20 protein-coding genes are annotated in these 24,076 nt (G+C 63.2%); 7 read left to right on the forward strand and 13 right to left on the reverse strand.

Features of this window, described 5'->3' with window-relative positions; genetic code table 11:
- Positions 1-6: 6 nt before the first annotated feature.
- From AC0L3I_RS03945 to AC0L3I_RS03955, 3 genes are all read left to right on the forward strand, one after another.
- Positions 7-930: a sulfite exporter TauE/SafE family protein gene (locus AC0L3I_RS03945; RefSeq protein ID WP_292404561.1), complete on the forward strand. Its 924-nt coding sequence runs from the start codon at positions 7-9 to the stop codon at positions 928-930.
- Entirely contained in the window at positions 930-1,721 is a 792-nt protein-coding gene (locus tag AC0L3I_RS03950; protein WP_473526056.1) for a TIGR02186 family protein, read from the forward strand. Before AC0L3I_RS03945 ends, AC0L3I_RS03950 begins: the two co-directional genes overlap by 1 nt.
- A 110-nt stretch (positions 1,722-1,831) precedes the next feature.
- Positions 1,832-3,088 carry an Hsp70 family protein gene (locus AC0L3I_RS03955; RefSeq protein ID WP_473526057.1) on the forward strand — a complete coding sequence of 419 codons (1,257 nt, stop codon included), beginning with the start codon at positions 1,832-1,834 and terminating at the stop codon, positions 3,086-3,088.
- A gap of 6 nt (positions 3,089-3,094) precedes the next feature.
- Here the strand turns inward: AC0L3I_RS03955 and AC0L3I_RS03960 are convergent, their stop codons facing one another.
- A complete protein-coding gene (locus tag AC0L3I_RS03960; protein WP_473483774.1) occupies positions 3,095-3,997 on the reverse strand; it encodes a LysR substrate-binding domain-containing protein in 903 nt (300 codons plus the stop codon).
- Between the two features lie 274 nt (positions 3,998-4,271).
- Between AC0L3I_RS03960 and AC0L3I_RS03965 the strand changes: the two genes are divergently transcribed.
- Genes AC0L3I_RS03965 through AC0L3I_RS03975 form a run of 3 tightly spaced genes read left to right on the forward strand, consistent with a single transcriptional unit; the run spans position 4,272 to position 8,883 of the window.
- The gene (locus AC0L3I_RS03965; RefSeq protein ID WP_473526058.1) at positions 4,272-7,205 is read left to right on the forward strand and encodes a molybdopterin oxidoreductase family protein; all 2,934 of its coding nucleotides are present in this window, start codon (positions 4,272-4,274) and stop codon (positions 7,203-7,205) included.
- A complete protein-coding gene (locus AC0L3I_RS03970; protein WP_473526059.1) occupies positions 7,202-7,936 on the forward strand; it encodes a 4Fe-4S dicluster domain-containing protein in 735 nt (244 codons plus the stop codon). Before AC0L3I_RS03965 ends, AC0L3I_RS03970 begins: the two co-directional genes overlap by 4 nt.
- Positions 7,937-7,947: 11 nt before the next feature.
- Complete coding sequence (locus tag AC0L3I_RS03975; RefSeq protein WP_473526060.1) at positions 7,948-8,883, forward strand: dimethyl sulfoxide reductase anchor subunit family protein; 936 nt, start codon at positions 7,948-7,950, stop codon at positions 8,881-8,883.
- Positions 8,884-8,889: 6 nt separating this feature from the next.
- On the opposite strand, the gene pdeM is transcribed toward AC0L3I_RS03975, so the two are convergent.
- From pdeM to AC0L3I_RS04000, 5 genes are all read right to left on the reverse strand, one after another.
- Complete coding sequence (gene pdeM, locus AC0L3I_RS03980; protein ID WP_473526061.1) at positions 8,890-9,603, reverse strand: ligase-associated DNA damage response endonuclease PdeM; 714 nt, start codon at positions 9,601-9,603, stop codon at positions 8,890-8,892.
- A 1-nt stretch (position 9,604) separates the two neighbouring features.
- On the reverse strand, positions 9,605-12,136 hold the full coding sequence (locus AC0L3I_RS03985; RefSeq protein ID WP_473526062.1) for a ligase-associated DNA damage response DEXH box helicase: 2,532 nt from the start codon (positions 12,134-12,136) through the stop codon (positions 9,605-9,607).
- A 98-nt stretch (positions 12,137-12,234) separates the two neighbouring features.
- On the reverse strand, positions 12,235-13,095 hold the full coding sequence (locus AC0L3I_RS03990; RefSeq protein WP_473526063.1) for a C40 family peptidase: 861 nt from the start codon (positions 13,093-13,095) through the stop codon (positions 12,235-12,237).
- A gap of 30 nt (positions 13,096-13,125) precedes the next feature.
- Positions 13,126-13,476, reverse strand: coding sequence for a MarR family winged helix-turn-helix transcriptional regulator (locus tag AC0L3I_RS03995; RefSeq protein WP_095493569.1), 351 nt, complete (start codon positions 13,474-13,476; stop codon positions 13,126-13,128).
- Between the two features lie 70 nt (positions 13,477-13,546).
- Entirely contained in the window at positions 13,547-14,911 is a 1,365-nt protein-coding gene (locus tag AC0L3I_RS04000; RefSeq protein ID WP_473526064.1) for a leucyl aminopeptidase family protein, read from the reverse strand.
- Positions 14,912-15,034: 123 nt separating this feature from the next.
- Between AC0L3I_RS04000 and AC0L3I_RS04005 the strand changes: the two genes are divergently transcribed.
- A complete protein-coding gene (locus AC0L3I_RS04005) occupies positions 15,035-15,856 on the forward strand; it encodes a tetratricopeptide repeat protein (protein WP_123147396.1) in 822 nt (273 codons plus the stop codon).
- A 109-nt stretch (positions 15,857-15,965) separates the two neighbouring features.
- On the opposite strand, the gene AC0L3I_RS04010 is transcribed toward AC0L3I_RS04005, so the two are convergent.
- From AC0L3I_RS04010 to cpaB, 7 genes are read right to left on the reverse strand one after another with little or no spacing between them, the layout of a single operon-like run.
- A complete protein-coding gene (locus AC0L3I_RS04010; RefSeq protein ID WP_123146545.1) occupies positions 15,966-16,982 on the reverse strand; it encodes a type II secretion system F family protein in 1,017 nt (338 codons plus the stop codon).
- A gap of 12 nt (positions 16,983-16,994) precedes the next feature.
- Positions 16,995-18,008, reverse strand: coding sequence for a type II secretion system F family protein (locus AC0L3I_RS04015; RefSeq protein ID WP_473483795.1), 1,014 nt, complete (start codon positions 18,006-18,008; stop codon positions 16,995-16,997).
- A gap of 29 nt (positions 18,009-18,037) precedes the next feature.
- Positions 18,038-19,543: a CpaF family protein gene (locus AC0L3I_RS04020; RefSeq protein WP_123146543.1), complete on the reverse strand. Its 1,506-nt coding sequence runs from the start codon at positions 19,541-19,543 to the stop codon at positions 18,038-18,040.
- Positions 19,544-19,572: 29 nt separating this feature from the next.
- On the reverse strand, positions 19,573-20,856 hold the full coding sequence (locus AC0L3I_RS04025; protein WP_473483797.1) for a CpaE/TadZ family protein: 1,284 nt from the start codon (positions 20,854-20,856) through the stop codon (positions 19,573-19,575).
- Between the two features lie 26 nt (positions 20,857-20,882).
- The gene (locus AC0L3I_RS04030) at positions 20,883-21,617 is read right to left on the reverse strand and encodes a CpaD family pilus assembly protein (RefSeq protein ID WP_473483799.1); all 735 of its coding nucleotides are present in this window, start codon (positions 21,615-21,617) and stop codon (positions 20,883-20,885) included.
- Between the two features lie 14 nt (positions 21,618-21,631).
- Positions 21,632-23,173 carry a type II and III secretion system protein family protein gene (locus AC0L3I_RS04035; RefSeq protein WP_473526065.1) on the reverse strand — a complete coding sequence of 514 codons (1,542 nt, stop codon included), beginning with the start codon at positions 23,171-23,173 and terminating at the stop codon, positions 21,632-21,634.
- Positions 23,170-23,982 carry a Flp pilus assembly protein CpaB gene (gene cpaB, locus AC0L3I_RS04040; RefSeq protein ID WP_473526066.1) on the reverse strand — a complete coding sequence of 271 codons (813 nt, stop codon included), beginning with the start codon at positions 23,980-23,982 and terminating at the stop codon, positions 23,170-23,172. The genes AC0L3I_RS04035 and cpaB overlap by 4 nt, the downstream gene beginning before the upstream one ends.
- Positions 23,983-24,076 lie beyond the last annotated feature (94 nt).

The raw sequence follows: 24,076 nt of genomic DNA on the forward strand, positions 1-24,076 counted from the left end.
TGACGGGTGGGCATCTATCTCCCGATCGCGGAAATTTCCGTCAACATTTTCGTGCTGCTGGCCATGGGCGCGGCGGTGGGTTTCCTTTCGGGCATGTTCGGAGTGGGCGGCGGCTTCCTCATCACGCCGCTGCTGATCTTCTACAACATTCCGCCGGCGATCGCGGTCGCTACCGGCGCCAACCAGGTCATCGCCTCCTCCTTCTCCGGCGCATTGTCGCACGTGAAGCGCGGCACGCTCGACTTCAAGCTCGGCGGTGTGCTTTTGGCAGGCGGCATCGTCGGCTCGACCGGCGGCATCTTTGTCTTTGGCTTCTTGCGCCGGCTCGGCCAACTCGACCTGTTCATCTCGCTGCTCTATGTCGTGCTGCTCGGCACCGTCGGCGGGCTGATGCTGGTCGAGAGCGTCAATGCGCTGCGCGCCACGCGCAGCGGCGCGGCGCCGGTGCTGAAGAAATCCGGCCAGCACAACTGGATCCACCGCTTGCCGCTAAAAATGCGGTTCAGGGCCTCGAAGCTTTTCGTCAGCGTCATCCCGGTGCTCGGCCTTGGCGCCGGCATCGGTTTCCTGTCGTCGATCATGGGCGTCGGCGGCGGCTTCATCATGGTGCCGGCGCTGATCTATCTCTTGAAAGTGCCGACCAACGTCGTCATCGGCACCTCGCTGTTCCAGATCATCTTCACCTCGGCCTACACCACGCTGGTCCATGCCACCACCAACCAGACGGTCGACGTCATGCTCGCCTTTCTGTTGATGGCCGGCGGCGTCGCCGGCGCGCAATACGGCGCCAAGGCCGGCCAAAGGCTGCGCGGCGAGCAGCTCAGGGCGCTGCTCGCATTGCTGGTGCTGGCGGTTGCCTTCCGGCTCGCCATCGATCTGTTCGTGACACCGCCCAGCCTGTATTCCCTGTCCGGCGCGGATCCGACCTGATGGCGCGCTTTAAGCCGTTCCTGGCCGCTGCCTCCCTGTCGCTGTTCGCCGCCTCGTCACCGGCAAGAGCGCAAACGCCGGCTACCGAAAACATCCAGATCGGCCTGTCCACCGACTATGTCTCAATCACCGCCGGGTTTTCCGGTGCCGACCTTACCATCTTCGGCTCATTGGAAAATGCCGACCCGCGTGTCGCCCGCCAAGGGCGCTACGACATCGTCGTCGTGCTTGAGGGTCCGGCCCGGAAGGTCGTCGTGCGCCGCAAGGACAGGGTGCTCGGCATCTGGATCAATCTGGAGTCCGAAACCTTCAAGAATGTGCCGGTGTCCTATTCGGTGGCGACGACGCGGCCGCTGCAGGACGTCACCGACCCCAACAGCTACAGGCAACTGTCGCTCGGCGCCGCCAACATCTACATGCAGCCGGCCGACGATGACGACAGTCCGGCGACCATCCAGGAGTTCACCGCAGCGCTGCGCGAGCGCAAGACGGCGACCGGCCTCTACAGCGTGAATGTCGGCGGCGTGCAGTTCCTGTCGCAGAACCTGTTCCGCGCCACCGTCAGGCTCGCCCCCAACGTTCCGGTCGGCACCCACAAGGCCCGCGCGTTCCTGTTCAAGAGCGGCCTGTTCATCAAGGAAAGCTCCGCCCAGCTCGAAATCCGCAAGTCCGGTTTCGAACAGTCGATCTTCCGCGTCGCCCACGATTATTCTTTCCTGTATGGCGTCTTCGCGGTGTCGTTGGCCATGCTGACAGGGTGGCTCGGAAGGCTCGTCTTCCGGAAGGATTAAACTCTCTTCAAAAAGGCGGTTCCCCTTTTTACGCTCGTGGGTTAGACCGCGACCCCGGCCAGGCCGAACACCGGCTGTCGCTCCCCAAATCAAAAATATAGGACTTTGCCATGCGACCAGCATTCGGCGGTATCGACTTCGGCACTTCGAATTCCACCGTCGGCGTGATCAGGAACGGGCAGCCGCGATTGGTGGCGCTGGAAGACGGCGAGGTGACGCTGCCGAGCGCGGTGTTCTTCAATTTCGAGGACAACCGCACCTATTTTGGGCGCCGCGCCATCGCCAACTATACCGACAGCATCGATGGTCGTCTGATGCGCTCGCTGAAGAGCGTACTCGGCGGTACGCTTGTCCATGAAAAGACGCGCATCAAGTCCCGATCGATCGCCTTCACCGAGATCATTGGTCTGTTCGTCGGCCATCTCAGGAAAAGGCTGGAAGGGGATGCGGACGACACGGTTGAAAGCGTGGTGCTCGGTCGTCCCGTGCAGTTCGTCGACGACGATGCCGAGGCCGATGCCAAGGCCGAAGGTGAACTCGAAAACGCGGCCCGCACCCAGGGCTTCAAGCATATCGCCTTCCAGTTCGAGCCGATCGCGGCGGCGCTCGACTACGAGCAGAAGGTCACGCGGGAAGAACTGGCGCTGATCGTCGACATGGGCGGCGGCACGTCCGACTTCTCGATCGTGCGGGTCTCGCCGCAGCGCGCCCGCTCCCTCGATCGCAAGGACGACATCCTGGCGAGCCGAGGCATCCACATCGGCGGCACCGACTTCGATCGGCTGTTGAGCATCACCCATGTGATGCCGCAGCTCGGCTACCTCTCGCCGACCAAGGACGGCAAGCGCAACTTGCCGGCCAGCTACTTCATCGACCTGGCGACATGGCAACGCATCAATCTGGTCTACACTGCCAGGGCGATGACCCATCTGCGCCAGATCCGCTACGAGGCGGAACGCGCCGACCTGGTCGACCGTTTCATCCACATCGTCGAGCATCGTTACGGTCACGCACTGGCCGCTTTGGTCGAGAGGGCCAAGATCGCGCTGACGCAGCAACTTTCTGGTGATGTCGTAGTCGCGCTGCCCGGAGCGAGTTTCGCGGCAGAAATTTCCCGCGCCGGGCTCGAGGCCACGATTGCCAGGGATATCGAACGGGTGGCCGCGACGGTTGGCGAGACGATCCGCGATGCGCAGGTGAAACCATCCGCCATCACCGCGGTGTTCCTGACCGGCGGATCGACCGCCATCCCGCTGGCAAGGCAGCAGATATTAGCCTTGGTGCCGCAGGCGTCCGTCATCGAAGGTGATATGTTCGGCTCGGTCGGGCTTGGGCTGGCGCTCGATGCGCAGCGGAAATTCGGCTGACCCGGCTTACCCACGGACGGTCTCGCCGGCCTTCGCGCCCAGATGCGCCTTGAGCGCCATCTGGGCCAGACTTGCCTGCCGGTCACGGTGCGTGATCATGGCGAAATCACGTTTCGGCAGATCGATCTGCACGGAACGCAAGCTGCCTTCGGCAACGGCGCGTTCGACAACGAGTTCCGAAATGATGGTGGCGCCGGCGCCAGCCTCGACCGCCTGACGGACCGCCTCGTTGCTCGGCAGCACCAGGAATATTCGCAGTTCCGCGAACGAGATCCCTTCGCGGCGGGCAAGATCTTCCAGCACCTCGCGGGTGCCCGACCCGCCCTCCCTGATGATCCAGCGGAGCTCGCTGATATCGGGATGCCCGCGCGAGACTTCAGCGATCTCGGGATGCGAAGGCGCCACGACCAGCATCAGGCGATCCACATCGACCTTGGCGCGCCGCAATATGTCCGAATCAGTGCGCCCCTCGACCAGGCCAAAATCAGCCGTACCGTCCAGTACGGTGGTCTCAACCTGCCTGGTGTTGCCGATGGTCACGCTCAGCCTGACGGCGGGATAGGCCTCGTGGAAGGAGGCCAGCCGGCGCGGCAGCCAGTAGCTGGCGATGGTTTGGCTGGCGGCGATGGAAAGGCTGCCGGTGATCGTCTGCGAGACGTGCTCCAGCACGTCGTGGGCGGCAGTCGCCCGTTCAAGCACGGCCTTGGCCTCGGGCAGGAACCGGCGCCCGGTCTGCGCCAGCTCGATGTTGCGACCGACCCGGTTGAATAGCTGGACGCCATGCTGCCGTTCGAGCGAGCGGATGGCGGCCGAGGCGGCCGATTGGGAAATACCCAGCAGCTCGGCTGCCTTGGTCATGTGTCCTCGTTCGGCGACAGCAACGAAGATCCGCAATTGGTCCAGGGTCATGAGAGAATTAAGAAAGAAATTCGATTGGAATTACAAGAGCAACTTGTTAGACAGATCGATCGTTTTGTTCTAAGTTTTTGCAGGAAATTGGAAAAATATCGCGGCCAGTCCGCAAAAGGCAGAAAGTGATCGGGCGGTTCAAATCCCTGTTTTCCCATTGGACGCGCAGCTTGCGGCGGCGGCTCACCGGCAACGGCTATCATCCGGAAGAGCATTACATGCGCGGCCCCGGGCCGAAAACGCGAGCCAAATACTCGGACCACAAAAGCAGATCATGAGCCACGGACCGCTGCGCGGCGCCAATTCCGCACCGTCCCAACGGTCGCTTGCCGACACGCGCGCGCCCGACGAGGGCGATGGCGTCGATACTTCGCCCGATATCTCCGACAGCATCGCCAAGACCACCTGCTACATGTGCGCCTGCCGGTGCGGCATCGACGTCCACATCAAGGACGGCAAGGTCCGCTACATCAACGGCAACAAGGACCATCCGGTCAATCGCGGCGTGCTGTGCGGCAAGGGCAGTGCCGGCATCATGCAGCACTACAGTCCGGCCCGGTTGAAGAAACCATTGCTGCGCACAGGTCCGCGCGGCTCGGGAGAATTTCGTGAGATCGAGTGGGAGGAGGCTTTCTCAATCGCGACGGAACGACTTTCGAAAATCCGCCGGACCGATCCGAAGAAACTCGCCTTCTTCACCGGGCGCGATCAGTCGCAATCGTTGACCGGCTGGTGGGCGAGCCAGTTCGGCACGCCGAATTTCGCCGCCCATGGCGGCTTCTGCTCGGTCAACATGGCGGCCGGCGGGCTCTATACGATCGGCGGTTCGTTCTGGGAGTTCGGCGAACCCGACTGGGACAACACGAGATACTTCATGCTGTTCGGCGTTGCCGAGGACCATGATTCCAATCCGATCAAGATCGGTCTCGGCAAGCTCAAGGCGCGCGGCGCCAAGGTGGTCTCGATCAATCCGTGCCGCACCGGCTACAACGCCATTGCCGATGACTGGATCGGCATCCGGCCCGGTACCGACGGACTGTTCGTGTTAGCCCTCATCCATGAACTGCTGAAGGCCGGCCGCGTCGATCTCGATTATTTGCTGCGCTACACCAATGCTCATGTCCTCGTCATCCAGGAGCCGAATGCTGCCGACGATGGGCTGTTCGCACGCGACGGTAACGGCAATCCGCTGGCCTGGGACAGGGTGGCGAAAGTGCCCGTCAGCGTCACCGATACCGACGCAAAGCCGGCGCTGACCGGCAACTTCCAGGTCGATGGCCGCCGCTGCGTTCCGGTCTTCCAGCTCGTTGCCGACCGCTATCTGCAGGAGAGCTATTCTCCCGATGCGGTCGCCGAACGCTGCGGCGTCCCCGCCGACACCATCCGCCGGACCGCCGCCGAACTGGCGCATGTCGCCTTCGAACAGGCGATCGAACTGCCGGTGGAGTGGACCGACTGGGCCGGCCGCCGGCATGAGACGATCAAGGGCCGGCCGGTGTCGATGCACGCGATGCGCGGCATCTCGGCCCATTCGAACGGGTTTCATAGCTGCCGCGCCATCCACCTGCTCCAAGTACTCCTGGGTACGGTGGACGTGCCCGGCGGATTTCGCTTCAAGCCGCCCTATCCGCGGTCGGCGCCGCCGGGGCCGAAGCCGGCGGGCAAGGACGTCAGGCCGATGACGCCGCTCGAAGGCATGCCGCTTGGATTCGTCTGCGGTCCGGACGATCTGCTGGTCGACGACGTCGGCACGCCGATCCGTATCGACAAGGCCTATTCCTGGGATGCGCCGCTGGCAGCACACGGGCTCATGCACACGGTCATCCGTAATGCCTGGGCCGGCGATCCTTACAGGATCGATACGCTAATGATGTACATGTCCAACATGGCCTGGAACTCGTCGATGAACACCGTCGAGACGATGGCGATGCTGACCGACAGCGACGAGGCCGGAAACTACAAGATCCCCTTCATCATCTATTCCGACGCCTATTATTCCGAGACCGTGCCGTTCGCCGATCTCGTGCTTCCCGACACCACCTATCTCGAGCGTCACGACTGCATCAGCCTGCTCGATCGGCCGATCAGCCACGCCGACGGCCCGGGCGACGCCATCCGCCATCCCGTCGTCGAGCCGGATCGTGATGTCAGGCCGTTCCAGACGGTGCTGATCGAGCTCGGCGCGCGCCTCGGCCTGCCCGGCTTCGTCGACGACGACGGCTCGGCCAAATACCGCGACTATGCCGATTACATCGTCAATCATGAGCGCACGCCGGGCATCGGCCCGCTCGCCGGCTGGCGCGGCAAGGACGGAACCTCGATCGGCAAAGGCGAGGCCAATCCTGATCAGCTTCAGCGCTACATCGACAATGGCGGCTTCTGGCACCATGATTTTGCGGACGACCAGCGCTACTACAAAATGGCCAACCGCTCCTATCTCGACTTCGCCGAGAACATGGGCTTCATCCCGAAAGCCGAGCCGATCGTCTTCCAGCTCTATTCGGAACCGATTCAGCGGTTTCGCCTCGCCGCGCGCGGCCATGGGCGGGTGCTGCCGCCGGAGGCGGAGCGCAGCCGCATCGAGACCTATATGGACCCGCTGCCGTTCTGGTACACGCCCTTCGAGGAGGCGGCTGTCGACCTCGAGAAATACCCGCTGCACGCACTGACGCAGCGGCCGATGCACATGTATCATTCCTGGGGCTCGCAGAACGCCTGGCTCAGGCAGATCACCAGCCAGAACCGGCTGTTCGTGCACAACCGGACCGCCGCCGGCCTCGGCCTTGTCGACGATGACTGGGTGTGGATCGAGAGCATCAACGGCAAGGTCAAGGGACAGATCAAGCTGGTCGACGGCGTTAACGCGGATACGGTTTGGACCTGGAACGCCATCGGCAAACGGCGCGGCAGCTGGGGGCTGAAGGACGACGCCGCCGAATCCAACCGCGGTTTCCTGCTCAATCACATTATCGGCGACCAGACCTCTGCCGATGCCAATGGCAAACGCTACTCGAATTCCGACCCGGTCACCGGCCAGGCGGCATGGTTCGACCTGCGTGTCCGCATCGTCAAATGCGCGGCTGAAGAAGCCGGCTTCACCGAACCGCAGTTCGAGCGCTTCCGGCAGCCGCCGCATTTCGAACCCTCGCCCGACAAGCTCAGTTTCGGCGCCGAGTTTCGCCGGGAAAGAGAAGCCGCCAGACCATGACCTGTCTCCCCGCCCATGCCGACAAAAAGCTCGGCCTCGTCATCGACCTTGACACCTGCGTCGGTTGCCAGGCCTGCGTTACCGCCTGCAAGGAATGGAACACCGGCGGCCACATGGCGCCGCTGACCGACATCGATCCCTACGGCGGCGATGCCGACGGGGTCTGGTTCAACCGCGTGCACAGCTATGAGCACATCACGGAGATGGGCGGGCGCACGGTCAATTTCCCACGCTCCTGCCTGCATTGCGAGACGCCGGCCTGCGTCACCGTCTGCCCGACCGGAGCCTCCTACAAACGAGCCTCGGACGGCATCGTGCTGGTCGACGAGGACAAGTGCATCGGCTGCAAATTGTGCAGCTGGGCCTGCCCCTATGGCGCCCGCGAATTCGACACCGATGTCGGCGTGATGAAGAAATGTACGTTGTGCGTCGACCGCATCTATAACGACAATCTGGCTGAAGAAGATCGGGTGCCGGCCTGCGTCGCCGCCTGTCCAACCAGCGCGCGGCATTTTGGCGATCTCGGCGACCCGGCGTCGGCGATCTCGCAACTGGTGGCCGAGCGCGGCGGTGTCGACCTGATGCCCGAACTCGGCTATCACCCGACCAACAAATATTTGCCGCCGCGCGCCCACACGCAGCGTGCGGCATCGGTGCCGGCGCTGGCGCTCGAACCGGTGCGGGCCGAAGGCGGTTTCCTCGGCTGGGTCGACCGCATGCTTTCGCACTGACCAGCGCCTCCATGCATCCAGCCTTCTCCGTCGTCTTTTTCACCACCGCCACCGGCGCCGGCTACGGCCTGCTCGCGCTGCTCGGCGTGCTGGCCGGACAAGGTTTTGTCCCGCCCGATTTCTGGCTCGGCCTCGTCGGCATGGGCCTGGCGCTCGGCCTGATCTCGGCCGGCCTGTTGTCGTCGGCCGGCCATCTCGGCCGGCCCGAACGCGCCTGGAGGGCATTCTCGCAATGGCGCAGCTCATGGCTTTCGCGCGAAGGCATTGCGTCGGTCGCGACCTTCGTGCCGGCGGGACTGTTCGCCATCGGCTGGGTGTTCCTCGGCCGCACAAACGGCTGGGTGGCCGTCGCCGGGCTGCTGGCTGCGGTCGGCGCGGTCGCCACCGTCTGCACCACCGGCATGATCTATGCATCGCTGAAGCCCATCGCCCAGTGGCACAGCCGCTTCACTCTGCCCGGCTATCTGATCTTTTCAGCGATGAGCGGCAGCGTGCTTCTCAACGCGCTGCTGCAGGGTTTCGCCCTCGGCTCGACCATCCTTCTGGCAGCTTGCGTGCTGCTGACATTGCTCGGCTGGGGCTGGAAGCTGGCAACCTGGCGATACAATGACGGGCTGGAAATTCCGACCAACGCCAACACCGCCACCGGGCTTGCCGGCGGTACGGTGCGATCGCTGGAATGGCCGCACACCGAGGAAAACTATCTGCTCAAGGAGATGGGCTTTCGCGTCGCGCGCAAGCACAAGGCGCGGCTGCGCCAGATCACGCAAGTGCTGTCCTTCGCTCTGCCCGTCTTGCTGCTGATTGCCGCGTTCCCCTTGCCATGGCCCTATGCGGCGGTGCTGTCGGCAATAGCAGCAATCGTCCAATTCGCCGGCATGCTGGTCGAACGCTGGCTGTTCTTCGCCGAAGCCAAGCACACCGTCACTCTCTACTACGGCAGGTAGACCAGCTCAGCCTGGCCGCAGCATCGAGCGGGAAATGGCGAAGATGCGCTCAGCGCCGAGCATATAGGCCATCAGCGTTTCGCGGCGGAACAGCCCGGCATAGGCGCGGTCGAGCACATTAAGCGAGCCGGTATAGGCGCCGAAGGCCGGCATGATCATGCGGCCGCCGTCGCCGGCAAAGCAGCGCCGCCGCACCGAGCGGCCGCGCTGCACGATGCGGGCGCAAGGGTGCAGATGGCCGGCGACCTCGCCCTCCACCCTCACCGCCGAAGGCTCGTGCCGGAATACGAGAGAGCCTACGGCCAGCTCGCGCACCGTCTCGCCGGGCAGGTCGGCTGGCGCATCCGGGTCGTGATTGCCGGCAACCCAAAACCAGTCGCGGCCGGCCATCAGCGCTTCCAGGCGTTCGCGAAAGCTTGAGTGCATGCGCGCCGCGCCGCCGCCGTCATGAAAGCTGTCGCCCAGGCTGATGACGATCGCAGGCTGGTAGTCGGCGATCACCGCCTGCAGCCGGAGCAATGTCGCACCCGTGTCATAAGGCGGGATCAACGTACCGCGCCGGGCCAGGGACGAGCCCTTTTCCAGATGCAGGTCCGACACCGCCAGAAGCCGAAGCTCCGGGAAATAGAGCACGCCGCGCGGATCACAGACCGCGCGCTCATCAGCGATGCCGACCCGGTCGGCCTCCGCGAATGCCGATGCCCTCGCCGCGAAATTCATATCAAACCAAGCTCATTCCTGGACCCATGGCCTCCTCGACCAGATCCGCCGCCTCCATCAGCAGCGTCTCGTTGGCGCCGCCATTCACCGATTCCTTGCCGATCTCCAGCATGATCGGCACGGCCAACGGCGAAATCTGCTCAAGATGCTTATGCACGATTCGACCGCGGACACGCGAGAGCATCTCGGCAAGTCTGCTGACATCGAGCAGGCCGGCCGACGCATCCGTCCGCGTCGCCTGCAGCAGTATATGGTCCGGTTCGTGACTGCGCAGCACGTCGTAGATCAGGTCGGCCGACACCGTCACTTGCCGCCCGCTCTTCTCCTGCCCTGGGAAACGCTTCTCGATCAGTCCGGCGATTACAGCGCAGGTGCGGAAGGTGCGCTTCAGCATCCAGCTGTCGTTCAGCCAGGCTTCGAGATCGTCGCCCAGCATGTCTTCATCGAGCAGGGCAGTCAGAGAAGGCTTCTTTGCCTTGAATAGCGAGGCCATGTCATCCAGCGCCCAGACGGCCAGCGAATAGTCGGTGGCGACAAAGCCGAGCGGCCGCGCACCTGCCCGCTCCAGCCGCCGCGTCAGCAGCATGCCGAGCGTCTGGTGCGCGAGCCGGCCTTCGAACGGATAGGCGATCATGTAGTGCCGGTTGCCGCGCGGAAAGGTCTCGACCAGCAGGTCACCGCGCTTCGGCAGCACCGATTTTTCCTTCTGCAACCTCAGCCAGTCGGCGACCTGTTCGGGCAGCGCCTGCCAGCGATTGGAATCGGCCAGCATGCCGCGCACCTGGTCGGCGAGATAGGTCGACAGCGGGAACTTTCCGCCGGCATAGGACGGTACGATGATGCGGGCGCCGGCGCCATTGGAGACGATGCACTCGTTCTCACGAATGCCCTCGAAGCGCAGCACCTTGCCGCCGAACATGAAATTGTCGCCGGGGCGCAGCGTCTCGGCGAAATACTCCTCGATCTTGCCGAGCACCGGCCCGCCGCGGCCGGCAAGGCCACGCCCTTGCCTGACATAGCGCACATTCAGCTCCGGCATCTCGACGATGGTGCCGACATTCAGCCGGTACTGCTGGGCGATGCGCGGATGCGAGACGCGCCACAGCCCACCGCTTGTCTTTCGGATGCGAGTGTAGCGATCGTAACTCTTGAGCGCGTAGCCCCCGGTGGCGACGAAATCGATGACACGGTCGAAGGTTGCGCGCTCCAGCTCGGCATAGGGCGCGGCACCGCGCACCTCCTCGAATAAAAAGTCGGCGTCAAAGGGTGCCGCGCAGGCGCTGCCCAGCACGTGCTGCGACAGCACGTCGAGCGCGCCATTGACAAGCGGCGGCGTGTCCTGGGCGCCGAGATAGTTGGCGTCGAGCGCCGCCCGGCATTCCAGCACCTCGAAGCGGTTGGCCGGGATCAGGATCGCCTTGGACGGCTCGTCCATGCGGTGGTTGGCGCGGCCGATGCGCTGCGCCAGCCGGCTCGCGCCCTTCGGCGCGCCGACATGCACGACCAGATCGACGTCGCCCCAGTCGATACCGAGATCAAGCGTAGAAGTGGCGACGATGGCGCGCAGTGCATTCTCGCCCATCGCCTTTTCGACCCGCCGGCGCTGACCGACATCGAGCGAGCCGTGATGCAGGGCGATCGGCAGCGAGTCCTCGTTTGCCCGCCACAGCTCCTGGAACAGCAGCTCTGCCTGGCTGCGTGTGTTGACGAACAGGAGCGTCGTGCGATGGCGCTGGATCGCCTCGTAGATTTCGGGAATGGCGTAGCGGGCCGAGTGTCCGGACCACGGCACGTGCTGTTCTGAATCGAGGATGGAGATGTCGGGCTTGGCGCCGCCGGCAACGGTGATCAGACCTGCCATCGCGCTGGGTGGATTCTGGCTTACCAGCCAACGGCGCAAGTCGTCGGGCTCGGCGACCGTTGCCGACAGGCCGATCGTCTGCAGGCCGGGTACGAAGCTGCGCAGCCGCGCCAGCCCGAGCGCCAGAAGATGCCCGCGTTTCGACGTCACCAGTGAATGCAGTTCATCGAGCACGACATAGTGCAGGTCCTCGAAGAAGCGCCTGGCGTCGGGCGCCGCAATCAGCAGCGCCAGCTGCTCGGGCGTGGTCAGGAGAATGTCGGGCGGCACCAGCTTTTGCCGCTGGCGCTTGTGCGCCGGCGTGTCGCCGGTGCGAGTCTCGATGGTAACCGACAGGCCGATTTCTTCCACCGGCCTGCCGAGATTGCGCTCGATATCGACGGCCAGCGCCTTCAGCGGCGAGATATAGAGCGTATGGATGCCGCGATGAGCCTGTCCCGGCCTTCTCCTTGGCCGGCCTGCCAGCTCGGTCAACGAGGGCAAGAATCCGGCCAGCGTCTTGCCGGCGCCGGTCGGCGCGATCAGCAAAACCGACTGCCCGGCCCGGGCCCTTGCCAGCAGCTCGATCTGATGGGCGCGCGGCGACCAACCTTTTTCCGCGAACCATTTGAGGAATGGCTCGGGCAAGTGCACGGCGGCATTCTGATCGGCAAGGCGCGGCTGCTCTGTCACCTGCCAGAGGTAGCGCGGCGGCGCGCAATCGCCAAGAAGAATCAGAACAAAAGGTGATCGAAGCGCCTCCCCCTCGCTTGAGAAGGGCCGCTGTGGCGCTACGGCCGGCGAAACCCTGTCAGGCCGCCATAGAGGTAGCCGATGCGGGCGACGGCTTCCTTGAACCCTTCACGCGAGACCAGCATGGTGTGGCCGTTGGCGTGGATCATGGTTTTCGGGTCGGTCATGACAGCGACATGGCCTTTCCAGAACACCAGGTCGCCGCGCCGCAACCCGGCAAAGTCCGGACCCGGGTCGAGCGGCTCACCGATGGTCGCCGCCTGCATGTCGGAATCGCGCAGCACTTGCCTGCCGGCCATGTGCATCGCCAGTTGCACGAGGCCGGAGCAATCGATGCCGAAGCCGGAGGCGCCGCCCCACAGATAGGGCGTGCCGAGAAAAGCCTCCGCGACCGCGACATAGTCGGCAGCCGGCTCTCCTAGAGGCCTGAGATGGCCTGATATGACAGCCTCGCCGGACGGCAGCAGCGCATAATGCGTGCCGCGGGTTTCGGCCGCGCCCTCCACCGTCACCGCCGATCCCATCGACAGCTGCCCGCTCAGCGGAAGCCGCAAATCCGGTCCGGGATAGAGGAAGGTGCGCGGCACGGAGACGACATGGGTTGGCGCATGGTCCCGCGCGCTTAGCACGGTGTCGGCGACATAGCCGACATAGCCGTCGCGTTCGGCTTGGATCCAGGCCCAGCCCTCAGCGTCTTCGAAGACGAGGACATCGTCGCCGAACAGGGCTTGCGTGTTGACGCCGGCATCCGGCCGCGGCGCCTTGCGGATATCGGCCACTGCGGCTGAAACCCGCGCTGGCCGCCCGGCGACGAAGCGATCGGCGGCGACCTCGCCCTCCAGCCTGGCATCGGCGAGATCGGAACGGAAGGCGTGAAGGCGAGCATCCCTGGCGGTCAAATCGGCAACTCGTTCAGAATGGCGTTTCGGTCAGATGGGCAATTCCTGGGCTCTGGCGATGATAACATCGCCGAAGCGCTCGACAAAGAGAGCACCTTCTACGGTTCGCTTGACCAGCACGTTGCGCTTGTCGAGTTCATCGCGATGGCGCGACACCAGCTTCATCGCGCCCATTGTGTCGAGCGCGCGGGTGATCACCGGCTTGGTGACATTGAGGCGGGCGGCGAGCCCGCGCACCGTGTGCGGCGGCGGATCGAGATAGATGGTGAACAGGATCGCTGTCTGGCGCATGGTGAGGTCCGGTGCGTCGTCGCGCACCTGAGACAGCATCACCTGCTGCCACAGTCGCAAGGCCTGGCTCGGGCGCATCGAAATCGACATCCGGCCAGCATGGCGGAAAATTGTTTCGGTTCCGTTTCAGTCTCGATACCTTCCTGTCGGACCGCTAGCGTCAAGCGTAGCGTTTCGATATGACCCTTTCGAGCGCGCGGATGCCTTGCGCCTCGCCGCCGACGAGACCGTACGGACGATCGGACGGATTCCAGGCGAAGATGTCAAAATGCGCCCAAGCGGCGGCCCTCTCAACGAAGCGCTTCAGGAATAGCGCCGCAGTGATCGAGCCGGCGAAACCGTCTGACGTGACATTGTTGATGTCGGCGATCTTCGACGACAACTTTGCGTCATAGGGTTTCCACAGCGGCATGCGCCACAGAGGATCCTCGACTGCGACAGAGGCCGCCGTCAGGTCGGACGCCAGCGCTTCATCGCCGGTGTAGAAAGGCGGCAGATCGGGACCGAGCGCAACGCGAGCAGCCCCCGTCAAGGTCGCCATGTCGATCAGCAGCTGCGGCTCGTCGTCGTCTGCCAGTGCCAAGGCGTCCGCCAGCACCAGCCGTCCCTCGGCGTCGGTGTTGCCGATCTCGACGGTGATGCCCTTGCGGCTCACCAGCACGTCGCCGGGCCGGAAGGCGTTGCCGGCGATCGAATTCTCGACCGCCGGGATCAGCACACGCAGCCGGACCTTCAGCCCGGCGGCCATGATCATCGAAGCGAGGCCCAATACGTTGGCCGCGCCACCCATGTCCTTCTTCATCAGGAGCATGCCCGAGGACGGCTTGATGTCGAGGCCACCGGTGTCGAAGCAGACGCCCTTGCCGACCAGCGTCACCTTCGGGGCGTTCTTCGGTCCCCAAATCATGTCGATCAGCCGCGGCGCACCGACGGAAGCGCGGCCGACGGCATGGATCATCGGAAAGTTGTTCTTGAGCAGATCGTCGCCCTTGGTCGCCGACACTTCGGCCTTGTACGTCCTGGCCAGCGTCCGCACCGCTTTCTCCAGTTCGTCAGGTCCCATGTCGCTGGTCGGCGTGTTGACCAGATCGCGCGTCAGGAAGACACCATCGGCAGTTCGTCGAACACGCGCCGCATCGGCGCCGGACGGCAGCGAAAAACGCAGCGCCTTGCTGGGTTTTTTGCCGTAGCGGGTGAAGACATAGCCGCCGAGCGCCAGTGCGACGGCCACCAATTCCGGTTCGGCGGGTGCCGAGGCGAAATGCCAGTCGCCTTCGGGCAAGGCTCTCGCCAGCGCACCGATGGCAAGCGCGCCTTCGCCATCGCCCGTGCCGAACAGGGCGCCGGCAAGCGCGCCGTTTTCGTCGGGTAGGATCAGCGTCCTGCCGGCCTCACCGGAAAAGCCGTTGGCCTTGGCCCAGGCGAGCGAGGACGAGGCAAGGCCCGCTGCATCCAGTCTATCCTTCGCCACCAGGTGAACCGGCAGCGTGGTCTTCAGTTTTCCCTCGATGAGTTCGACTGGCATTCGATGGCCTCCGGGTTCCGAGTCGGCGCTTTTTTAACTGTCCGTTAGGGTTAACAGAATATTTCTGCGGGAGGGAAGATGGCCATGCAATGGCCACGTACACGAATGGAGGCCCTGGTGCAGATGCCGACCAACCGCATGACGAACGCCACGGGGAAGCGGCTGATCACCACGGCGCTCATAATAGCGCTCGCTGCAAGCGTTGCAGGCTGCGGGACCAGCAAGTTGATAACCGGCTCGATCGGACGTACCAGCGGCAAACCCTTGGAAACCATGTCGGCCGGCGAGTTGCACAAGGCGACGATCGCGCTCGGTCAGTCCTACGCCAAGAACCCCAACGACAAGCGGATCGCGACGAATTATGCCGCGGCGCTGCAAATGGACGGCGACGCCGACCAATCGCTCGCCGTGATGCGCAAACTGGCGATCGCCCTGCCGAAGGACCGCGACGTGCTCGCCGCCTATGGTAAGGCACTGGCCGCCAATGGGCAGTTCGAGCCGGCGCTCGATGCGGTGCGCCGCGCGCAGACACCGGAATATCCCGACTGGAAGCTGGTGTCGGCGGAAGCCGCGATTCTCGACCAGCTTGGCCAGAGAGACGAGGCGCGCCAGAATTACCGCAAGGCGCTTGACCTCAAGCCGAACGAACCTTCGATCCTTTCAAATCTCGGCATGTCCTATGTGCTGGAAGGTGATCTGCGCACGGCCGAAACCTATATGCGCTCGGCCGCCCAGCAGCCGAACGCCGACAGCCGCGTCCGCCAGAACCTGGCGTTGGTCGTCGGCCTGCAGGGCCGCTTCGACGAGGCCGAGAAGATCGCCTCGCAGGAGCTCTCGCCCGACCAGGCGCAGGCGAACGTGGCTTACCTTCGCCAGATGCTCGCCCAGCAGAACGCCTGGAGCCAGCTCAAGGACCAGGACAAGGCAAAGCCTGCCACCAACTAACTACGCCGGCCTTGCTTCGAACCGGCCAGTTCCCTCAATTCATCACATGCCGGAAATACAAAGCCGCGTTGCATCAGCATCGCGGCTTTCGCATGTATTGTCGCCTTGGCTATTGGCTGCTCGATGTCGGCTGGTCGCCGAAGATGCCGCGCTGGCTCACCTGGATGCCGGCGGGGCCCAGGATGATGGCGAACAGCACCGGCAGGAAGAACAGAATCATTGGCACGGTGAGCTTCGGCGGCAAGGCCGCGGCCTTCTTCTCGGCAGCGTTCATGCGCATGTCGCGGCTTTCGCCGGCAAGCACGCGCAGCGCGTGCGCCACCGGCGTGCCGTAGCGCTCGGCCTGCACCAGCGCCTGCGACACCGACTTAACCGATTCCAGGCCGGTGCGGCTTGCAAGGTTTTCGTAAGCCTGCTTGCGTTCCTGCAAGTAGGAAAGCTCGGCATTGGTCAGGATGAACTCTTCGGCAAGTGCCACCGATTGCGTGCCGATCTCGTCCGCGACCTTGCGAAACGCCGCCTCCACCGACATGCCGGATTCGACGCAGATCAGCATCAGATCGAGCGCGTCCGGCCACGCCATCTGGATCGACTGCTTGCGCTTGGTGGCGCGGTTGTTGACATAGAGCACCGGCGCGTAAAAACCGGCATAGGCGACGACGATACACACGAACAATTTGATGAGAGGCGGCTGCTCCGGCAAACCCCCGAGCACGAACAGATACATCGCAGCCAGGGCAAAGCCGACAAAGGGCAGGACCAGACGGAAGAAAAGGAAACGCGTCAGCGGATTTTGCCCGCGAAAGCCCGCCACCTTGAGTTTCTGCAAGGTGCCTTCATCGGCCAGGGCGCGCCTCAGGTCCAGCCGATCGACAATATTGCGCATGCCTATCGACTGTTCCTCGCGCAGGCCCTTGCGGCGGCGATCGGCCTCGACGGCAAGCCGCGCACGCTGCTTGGCGCGCAATTCGTCGCGCTCCAGCGCCACGGATTTCATGCGCGCCTTGAGCTGGTTTCCGCCAAAAGCAGGCAGCAGCGTGAAGACGGTCGCAAATACCGCGATGCCGACCAGCAAGGCAATCAGGAACGCCGGGTCGGTAAGGGTCTTGACGACGTTCTCAGTCATACGCTCGAAATCCTAAACTTCGAAGTTCATCATCTTGCGCATCACCAGGATGCCGATCGACATCCAGGCCGCCGAGCAGCCGAGGATCAGATTGCCGACGCTGGTGGTGAACAGAGGCATGATGTAGTTCGGGCTTGTCAGGTAGACGAGAAAGGCGACAACGAACGGCAACGCGCCGATGATCACGGCGGACGCCTTCGCTTCCATGGACAGCGCCTGGACCTTGGCCTTCATTTTCTTGCGGTCGCGAAGCACGCGCGAAAGATTGCCCAGCGCCTCGGAAAGATTGCCGCCGGCCTGGGACTGGATCTGGATGACGATGCCGAAGAAGCTCGCTTCCGTGCACGGCATCGTTTCGGCCATACGCATGCTGGCGTCGGGGATCGACAGCCCCATCTGCTGCGAATCGACGATGCGGCGGAACTCGGTCTTGACCGGTTCAGGGGCTTCGTTGGCGATCAGGCGGACGGCGTCGTTCAGCGGCAGGCCGGATTTGACTGCACGCACGATGATGTCGAGCGCGTTCGGAAATTCGTTGAGGAACGCCTTCACCCGGCGGGCGCGGCAAAACGAGACGAACCAGCGTGGCAGGCCGAGGACGCCGACCAGCAGCGCACCGGGCAAGACATAAAGCGGCGCGCCGGTAAAATAGGCAAGAAACGTCAGGACGACGCCGCAAACCGCCGAGTAGAGATAGAAGCGCTCAAGCGACATCTTCATGCCCGCCTGGCGAATCTGGGCCTTCAGTGGCGGCTTTTTGACGACACTCTGGTTGGTTTTTTGCTTCTGTTCGAGGTCCTTCAGTGAATCCTGAACCGATTTGCGCCGCTTGGTTGCTTCCGCCGTACGGTCGCGCGCGGCTTTGACGACTGCATGATCAGTCTCGGCGGTCTTGATCGTTTCAAGCCGCCTGCCGACTTGCTTCTCGGTGCTGATCTGCTTGAACAGAAAAGCATAGGCCACCGCGCCGGCGCTGAAGCCGGCGAGCACGATGAATGCCAATACGGTGCCGTCAATCCCGAACATCGACCTTGGCCCCTACGCCTCCAAATGCATCAGTCAGCGCGTTTCTCCATCGCCTCGAGCGCGTTGGCGAGGCGCTGTTCCTCGCCATAGTAGCGGGCGCGGTCCCAGAAATGCGGGCGCCCAATACCTGTCGACACGTGCTCACCCAGCAGCCTGCCATTCACGTCCTCGCCCTTTATGTTGTAGAGGACGATGTCCTGCGTGATGATGACGTCGCCTTCCATTCCGATCACCTCGGTGATGTGGGTGATGCGCCGCGATCCGTCGCGCAGGCGTGCGGCCTGGATGATCACGTCCACGGAACCGACGACGATTTCACGGACGGTTTTCTGCGGCAGCGTAAAGCCGCCCATCGCGATCATCGATTCGATACGGTTCAGGCATTCGCGCGGGCTGTTCGAGTGGATCGTGCCCATCGAGCCGTCGTGACCGGTGTTCATCGCCTGCAGAAGATCGAACACCTCCGGTCCGCGCACTTCGCCGACGATGATGCGCTCGGGCCGCATGCGCAGGCAGTTCTTGACCAGGTCGCGCATGGTCACCTCGCCCTCACCCTCCAGGTTGGGCGGGCGGGTTTCCAGACGTACGACATGCGGCTGCTGCAGTTGCAGCTCGGCCGAGTCCTCGCAGGTGATGACGCGCTCCTCGCGGTCGATATAATTGGTCAGGCAGTTGAGCAGCGTGGTCTTGCCGGAACCGGTACCGCCCGAAATGACGATGTTGCAGCGGACGCGTCCAATGATCTTGAGAATTTCGGCGCCGTGCGGCGAAATGGCGCCGAACTTGACCAGCTGGTCGAGTGTCAGCTTGTCCTTCTTGAACTTGCGGATGGTGAGCGCGGTGCCGTCGATGGCGAGCGGCGGCGCGATGACGTTGACGCGGGAGCCATCGGGAAGGCGTGCGTCGCAGATCGGGCTCGATTCATCGACGCGGCGGCCAACCTGGCTGACGATGCGCTGACAGATGTTGAGGAGCTGCTGGTTGTCGCGGAAACGGATGCCGGTCTGCTCGACCTTGCCGTTGACCTCGATGTAGACGTTCTTGGAACCGTTGACCATGATGTCGGCGATCTCGTCGCGGGCGAGCAATGGTTCCAGCGGCCCGTAACCCAGCACGTCATTGCAGATGTCCTCGAGCAGTTCTTCCTGCTCGGCGATCGACATCGCGAAATTCTTGATCGCGATGATGTCGTTGACGATGTCGCGGATTTCCTCGCGTGCGCTTTCGGGATCGAGCTTGGCGAGTTGCGACAGGTCGATCGTATCAATGAGCGCGGAAAAGACCTGGCTCTTGGTATCGTAGTAGGTTTCGCTCTTTTGGCGCTGGACCTTTTTCGGCTCCGGCGCCAATGGCGGCGCCTCGACCGCACGGCGCACGGGCGGCGCAGCAGACGCGCCAAGCGACGGCGGCGGTGCGGGCTTGGCAAGAACCGACGTTTCTGCAGGGTTTGCCGCCGGCGCGGCAGGCGCAGGTGCCGGCTGACGGAATTCCGGGGTGAACCGGCTGCCGTCGTCGCTGCCTCTTTTACCAAACATGATCGACTACCAATCCCGCTCCGAAAGCATCACTTCTTGCTGCGCGAGAGCTTGCCAAGGAGATTGCCGAGGCCCGCTTTCTTTCTTGCCTTGATTTCGCTGCGCCCGGTCAGCACATGCGCAATCTCGTTGATCGTGCCGACAACCGGGTTCTTGGCATCCATTTCGCCGAGCATGCGCCCGTTGTTGGCGGCGTTTCCGAACAGCAGCGGCTCGAAGGGAATAACCGACATCGGCGACAGGCCGAGCGAGTCGGCGAAGTCGGATGACGCAATCTCCGGACGCTTTGGCACGCCGGCCTGATTGATGATCAGCTTCGGCGGTGGATCGTTCGGGCGAAGCCGCTTGAACATGTCGACCAGATTCTTGGTGTTGCGCAGATTGGCCAGTTCCGGCGTCGCCGTGATCACAATCTCGTCGGCCTTGACCAGTATGCTCTTGGTCCAGCCTGTCCAGACGTGCGGAACATCGAGCACCAGAAGCGGCACGCTGCGCTGCGCCGTGTCGATAAGCTGCGTGAAAGCGTCGGGATCGAAATCGTAGACCCGCTCGAGCGTTGAAGGCGCTGCAAGCAGCGACAGATGCTGGGCGCACTGGGCAAGCAGCCGATCGAGATAGACCTCGTCGATGCGCTCCGGTGAGAAAACCGCTTCGGCAATGCCTTGCGCCGGATCCTGATCGAAATTGATGTTGGCCGTTCCGAAAGCCAGGTCCAGATCGGCGACAACCACTTCGGACTTGAACAGCGACGACATCGCCCAAGCCACATTGTGGGCAATGGTCGAGGAGCCGACGCCACCCTTGGCGCCGATGAAGGCGATCGAGCGGCCGATCGGCTCGGCTTCCGGATCAACGAAAATCGACGATATCACGCTGACGATATCGGCCATCGACACCGGCGCGATGACATATTCGGAAATGCCGGAGCGGATGAGCTCGCGATAAAGCCCGACATCATTGTAGTGGCCGATGACCACGACCTTCGAGGCCGGATCGCAATATTCGGAGAGCTGCGTGAGCTGCTCCAGCAATTGCGTCGGCTCGCTGCGCGATTCCAGCAGGATCAGGTTCGGCGTCGGCGCCGATTGATAGAATTCGATGGCGGTGGCGACGCCGCCCATATGAACCTTCAGATGGGCCTTCGCCATGCGACGATCCTCGCCGGCGCGCTCGACCGGATTGGCAACGCCCTCGGTCTCGCAAAATGCCTGAATCGAGATGCGCGGAATCGGCCGCAACGCCTGCATGGCGGCGACATCCTGCTGCGAGGTTTCGCCGCCATCTACCGCCGTGTCGTAGGCTAGATTGCTCATGTCCGCGTGCTCCAACCTGCGATCGATCAGTAGTCGACTTCTGTTGCCGGGATCGGCGAATAGAACGGGGCGTTTTGATAGCCATCAATGACGACGTCACGCCTTTCGGCATCGATGGGTGTCTGTTTACGCGGCCCGAGCAGATCGGTCGGATTGGCCATCTGGGCGGCAAGATTGTTCTGATACGAACAGCCGAAATCGGCATAGTGCTTGTTTTCCGAGGTCTGCAGCAGGTCTTCGGGCCAGCGTCCGCATCTGTCGGTCTGCGCCTTCACCGAGACATAGGCGACGCGGATCGGCGCGGACGCTTCGGCCGAAACCGACTGGTAGGTGGTGATGACGATCCGGTTCCGGCTGATGCCGCTGGCAATCGCAAGTCTGGCGAAATCGCGACCGGCCGCGGTCGCGGCGATCTCGTTGGCCGAACCGCTCGGGATCGAGATCGTCAGGGTCGGAGCGGCGCTCTTGTCATAGCCATCCAGGAAGCCCAGAAGCGTGTCGCGCTGTGACCCGGTCATGCCGCGATCGCCGGCGCCGACCGGAAGGTCGATCTTCAGGTTCTTCTCGGCAATGACGATCGGATGGTTGGTGCGATAGTCGTCCGGAACAGCGCCGACCGTGATGCTGTCCCGGTTGGCGCAGCCCGCCAGCAATGCCGCGACCGCAACCGCCAGGATCGGAATGGCCGGCCGGCAGATCCGCGAACGGCCGGACCGCACCGCTACGGTGACCGTCCTGGGCTTCAACGCTGACTGAGACATGTCCGCTTCCCCGCTTACTTGTAGATGAAGCCGACAACGCCGTGATAACGGCCGTTGGGCTTGTCGGTCTGCATGGTGCCGTAGACGCGATTGACACGGCCTAGGAACATGCCGGCGCCATCGCTGGCGGCGTTGAAATTGTCGTCCGGCTTGGCAAGAGCGTTGCGCGTCACCGGTTTCACCAAATAAGGCGTGATGATGATGACCAGCTCGGTCTCGTTGCGGACGAAGTCCCGGCTGCGGAACAGCGTGCCAAGCACTGGGATCTTGGTCAGCCCGGGCAGCCCGGCGACCGCCTGCCTGATGTCGTCCCGAACCAGGCCGGCGATCATCATCGAACCGCCGGAAGGCAGTTCAACGGTGGTGTCTGCCAGTCGCTTTCGGATCGACAGCAAAGTGGTGCCGGGCAAGTCACCGGCCGCTTCGAGCACTGTGGCGCCTTCCGTCGTAGGCTCCGAAACCGACGTCCTCACCTTAAGGCTGATGCGGCCCGCCGAGAGCACGACAGGCTGGAATTCGAGGCCAATTCCATATTCGAGCTTTTCATTGCTGTAAGTAACCTGGCCCGTTATGTTGTCTTCTGAAACGTTGCTCGTCCGGCTTGTGATGAGATTGAATTCGCCGCCGACTTTGAATGTCGCTTTTTCGCCCGAAACCGCGGTCAGCGTCGGCTCGGCGAGTGTCTTCATGACGCCGCTCTGCTCCATGGCATTGATATACGCCTGAAGTCCGTTTCCGAGCGCGTCACCCAACTGTAAGTTGGAGTACTGCGAAATCGGCTTGCCCAGGCCATAAGCAGGAGAACTCATCGCGCCGAAGGAGAAGCCGTTGCTGCTGCCGTTGCCGATCAGGTTAACGCTGAGCTGCTTCATCACCGAGCGGCTGACTTCGGCCACCGTCACCTTGAGCGTCACCTGGTCGTCGCCGATGATCTGCAAGAGGTTGACGATCTGGCTGACGCGACGCTCGGAATCCGGATTGTCGATGTCGACACCGGATTCGGCCGAGCCGCCGGAGGCGGTCTGCGAATATTGTCCGGTGGTCGCTTCACCGCCGGACACGAAGATGGTGGCCAGATCGACCGCGCGCTTGGCATCCAGGGGAGTGTCCACGGTTCCGGTCAGGACGACGTTGTCGTTCAGCAATTCGACAGTGATGGCCGATGATGGGATGAAGCGTCTGATATAGTCTTCCAGTCCGGCGACGTCGCGTTCGACTGCCAGATCCAGGCTGACGATCTGTTCGCCATTGGGGCCGAAGACGAAGATGTTGGTGTCGCCCACCGCCTTTCCGAAGAGATAGATGCGCCTGGCGGTGCGGGTCACCGCATCGGCGACCGCCGGGTTGGCGACCAGTATATCATAGGCATCGCTCGGCAGGTCGATGACCACCGATTTGTTGAGACCGAGCTTGACGCGCTGGGTGGCGGTCGAAGCCGACACCTCGGCGTTCCTGCTTGCCGCATTCGCCTCGAGGAGGCCATGTGCATTCGATCCAAGCAGGAACAGGCCGATTGCCGCAGCCAGTGTGACCGGCAGTCCAGCGTTTAGCCTCATTGCCTTGCTCCCACTTCGGAAACTTCGCCCGACTTGATCAGGCGCACTGTTCCGCGCCGGCCATTGCCGGAAACGAGATAGTCGGCCTCGCCCAGATTCTTCTCCTGGGTGTCGGTGATCGACCGCAGCGCCAATGTCAGGCGATCCGCCATCTGCTGGGCGACGGTGATGATTTCCGCCTGCTGCGGTGTCAGTTCCAGGGTGGCGGTCTGGCCGACCCTGGTCCGCTTGCCTTCCTCGTCCTCCTGGATGGTCTGGTCGATCGCCAGGACGCGAATGTTCTTGAGGATGGTCTCGGTCGTAAAGCCGCTGCCGCCGCCCGCGGCATCGGCTCTGCGGGTCATGATGACGTCGACGAAATCGTTGGGAAGAATAAAGCCGCCGGCCGAAGTGTCGGCCGATACGGCTGTGGCGACTGCCCGCATCCCGGAGGGCAGGATCGACGACATGAAGCTTTGTCCCTCGCCGATCAGCTTGGAGCGCCGCAACGGCTCACCGGCATACATCGCTACACGGGCGACGCCGCCTTTCAGCTTCTCAAGCGCATCGGGCTCCGCGGCGCGGGTTATGAAATTCGCGTTGATGCCGTCGGCCGGCCAGGACTGCCAGCTGATGTTGTTCTCGAGCGGGCTGCCCATCGGAACATCGCCGGACAGGACAAGCACGTCCTGCAGTGCGATTGCCGGCGCCTTGGGGCCGGAATCGACGATTTGAGGCGGCGGAGCCGTGGCCATGTTTTTTGCGACATATCCTGCGCCACCTGCCGCGGCCACCGCCACGCCCAGAATGATCAGTCGGGATGCTGGCATCTGTCCGAACCTTGTCTTGGCAAATCCACGTAGCCAAGCCGGACCTTGCATCGGCAATCGTCAAAACAAGGTTAATTTAATACTTACGATCGTG

The sequence above is a fragment of the Mesorhizobium sp. WSM4840 genome (genome assembly GCF_055811755.1).

Coding starts and splice junctions, on each gene's coding strand:
- AC0L3I_RS03950 (WP_473526056.1), top strand. CDS start 930: ATGGCGCGCTTTAAGCCGTTCCTGGCCGCTGCCTCCCTGTCGCTGTTC.
- AC0L3I_RS03955 (WP_473526057.1), top strand. CDS start 1,832: ATGCGACCAGCATTCGGCGGTATCGACTTCGGCACTTCGAATTCCACC.
- AC0L3I_RS03960 (WP_473483774.1), bottom strand. CDS start 3,997: ATGACCCTGGACCAATTGCGGATCTTCGTTGCTGTCGCCGAACGAGGA.
- AC0L3I_RS03965 (WP_473526058.1), top strand. CDS start 4,272: ATGAGCCACGGACCGCTGCGCGGCGCCAATTCCGCACCGTCCCAACGG.
- AC0L3I_RS03970 (WP_473526059.1), top strand. CDS start 7,202: ATGACCTGTCTCCCCGCCCATGCCGACAAAAAGCTCGGCCTCGTCATC.
- AC0L3I_RS03975 (WP_473526060.1), top strand. CDS start 7,948: ATGCATCCAGCCTTCTCCGTCGTCTTTTTCACCACCGCCACCGGCGCC.
- pdeM (WP_473526061.1), bottom strand. CDS start 9,603: ATGAATTTCGCGGCGAGGGCATCGGCATTCGCGGAGGCCGACCGGGTC.
- AC0L3I_RS03995 (WP_095493569.1), bottom strand. CDS start 13,476: ATGTCGATTTCGATGCGCCCGAGCCAGGCCTTGCGACTGTGGCAGCAG.
- AC0L3I_RS04000 (WP_473526064.1), bottom strand. CDS start 14,911: ATGCCAGTCGAACTCATCGAGGGAAAACTGAAGACCACGCTGCCGGTT.
- AC0L3I_RS04005 (WP_123147396.1), top strand. CDS start 15,035: ATGCCGACCAACCGCATGACGAACGCCACGGGGAAGCGGCTGATCACC.
- AC0L3I_RS04010 (WP_123146545.1), bottom strand. CDS start 16,982: ATGACTGAGAACGTCGTCAAGACCCTTACCGACCCGGCGTTCCTGATT.
- AC0L3I_RS04015 (WP_473483795.1), bottom strand. CDS start 18,008: ATGTTCGGGATTGACGGCACCGTATTGGCATTCATCGTGCTCGCCGGC.
- AC0L3I_RS04020 (WP_123146543.1), bottom strand. CDS start 19,543: ATGTTTGGTAAAAGAGGCAGCGACGACGGCAGCCGGTTCACCCCGGAA.
- AC0L3I_RS04025 (WP_473483797.1), bottom strand. CDS start 20,856: ATGAGCAATCTAGCCTACGACACGGCGGTAGATGGCGGCGAAACCTCG.
- AC0L3I_RS04030 (WP_473483799.1), bottom strand. CDS start 21,617: ATGTCTCAGTCAGCGTTGAAGCCCAGGACGGTCACCGTAGCGGTGCGG.
- AC0L3I_RS04035 (WP_473526065.1), bottom strand. CDS start 23,173: ATGAGGCTAAACGCTGGACTGCCGGTCACACTGGCTGCGGCAATCGGC.
- cpaB (WP_473526066.1), bottom strand. CDS start 23,982: ATGCCAGCATCCCGACTGATCATTCTGGGCGTGGCGGTGGCCGCGGCA.